The sequence below is a fragment of the Nocardia sp. NPDC003345 genome, from assembly GCF_053589395.1.
Window position 1 is genome coordinate 1 of sequence record NZ_JBSFRU010000556.1, and the last position, 1,984, is coordinate 1,984.

A 1,984-nucleotide genomic window follows, 5' to 3' on the forward strand; every position below is an offset into this window, starting at 1 on the left:
CGGCAGCGGCCCGCGTTGTTCACCGCCGCGCCGGTGGAACTGCTGGAATCGCCGGGCATCGAGGAGGACGAACCGGAGGAATCCGCGGCCGCGCTGAACCCGCTGCTCGAACTGCCGCCGCCGCCCACCTCCGCCGCGGCCGCGGCGGCGCACCCGGATGGGGAGGGGGTGCCGGATTCGCTGCTCGACGTCGTGGTCAAGCGGCTCACCGGGCACGGGCGGCCGGCCCACGAGGTCTGGCTGCCGCCGCTCGACGAATCGCCGACGGTGGATATGTTGCTGCCGGATCCGGACTGGCGCTCTCCGGTCAACCGGCACGGGCAGCTGTGGATGCCGATCGGCGTGATCGACAAGCCGTACGAGCAGCGCCGCGATGTGCTCACCATCAACCTGGCCGGCGCGCAGGGGCATGTCGCGGTGGTCGGCGGCCCGCAGTCCGGTAAGTCGACCACGTTGCGCGCGATCATCATGGCCGCCGCCGCTACCCACACGCCCGAACAGGTGCAGATCTTCTGCCTCGATTTCGGTGGCGGCAGTATGGCCGGCCTTGTGGGGATGCCGCATGTCGGTTCGGTGGCCGGCCGCCTCGACGGCGACCGGGTCCGCCGGACCATCGCCGAACTCACCACCCTGATGCGCCAGCGTGAAGAGCGGTTCGCCCAGCAGGGAATCGAATCGATGGCCGAGTACCGGCGCCGTAAATTCGCCGCCCTGCAACAGGGGATCGCCGACCCCTTCCCCGAGGACGCCTTCGGCGATGTGTTCCTGGTGATCGACGGCTGGATGGCGATCCGCGAGGAGTTCGAGGTCCTCGAACCGCAGATCAACGCGATGGCCGGGCAGGGCCTCTCGTTCGGCATCCACCTGCTGATCGGCGCCTCGCGCTGGGCCGAGATCCGGCCGGTGGTCAAGGATCAGATCGGAACCCGGATCGAATTGCGGCTGGGTGACCCGACGGATTCGGAGATGGGGCGCCGGGTGGCGCATCAGGTGCCGATGGGGCGGCCGGGCCGCGGGCTCACCGCCGATCACCTGCATATGCTCATCGCGTTGCCGCGACTGGATTCCAGTTCCGATCCGGGCGATCTGGCCGAGGGCGTCACCCGGGCCCGCACCGAGCTGGCGCAGCTGTATCCGAACCGGCGCGCACCCGAGGTCCGTATGCTCCCGCTGAAATTCGAGCGGGCGGATCTGTTGGAGCAGGCGCGGGCCAGGGGGATCGAGCCGAGCGCCACCAAGGTCGTGATCGGTCTCGGTGAATCCGAATTGCAACCGCTGGTCATGGATTTCAACGCCGAACCGCATTTCATGGCCTTCGCCGACGTGGAATGCGGCAAGACCACCCTGCTGCGCAATATCGTCATGGGCATCACCGAGAACTCGACCTCGGAGCAGGCGCGGGTGATCATGGTCGACTACCGCCGCACCATGCTCGGGGTGATCGAGGGCGATCAGCTCGCGGGCTACTCGACCTCATCGCAGACCTGTGCCCCGATGATCAAGGAAGTCGCTTCCTACCTGGCCAAACGCATCCCCGGATCGGATATCACGCCGCAGCAGTTGCGCGAGCGCAGCTGGTGGAGCGGACCGGAGATCTACATCGTCGTCGACGACTACGATATGGTCGCCGCCGGCAGTGCCAACCCCTTCCAGCCGTTGCTCGAATTCCTGCCGCAGGCCCGCGATATCGGTATGCACCTGGTGGTCGCTCGCCGGATCGGTGGTGTATCGCGCGCGCTGTTCGATCCGGTGCTCGGGACCATGAAGAACATGTCGGTGGAGACGTTGATCATGAGCGGGTCCAAGGACGAGGGCAAACTCATCGGCGATGTCCGTCCCACCAAACTGCCGCCGGGGCGCGGCACCCTGGTATCCCGCAGCCGGGGTATCGAAATGGTGCATATCGCCCATCTCGATCCGCTGTGACCGCCGGGGGGGCGCGGGGGGGGCCCCCCCCCCCCCCACCACACCACCCGGACCACAC

Annotated in this window: 1 protein-coding gene; it reads left to right on the top strand. The window is 67.7% G+C overall.

What is annotated here, in order from left to right; all coding sequences use genetic code 11:
• On the top strand, positions 1-1,926 hold a 1,926-nt coding region (gene eccCb / locus ACWDU1_RS31945), incomplete at its 5' end, for a type VII secretion protein EccCb (protein ID WP_450004148.1).
• Positions 1,927-1,984 lie beyond the last annotated feature (58 nt).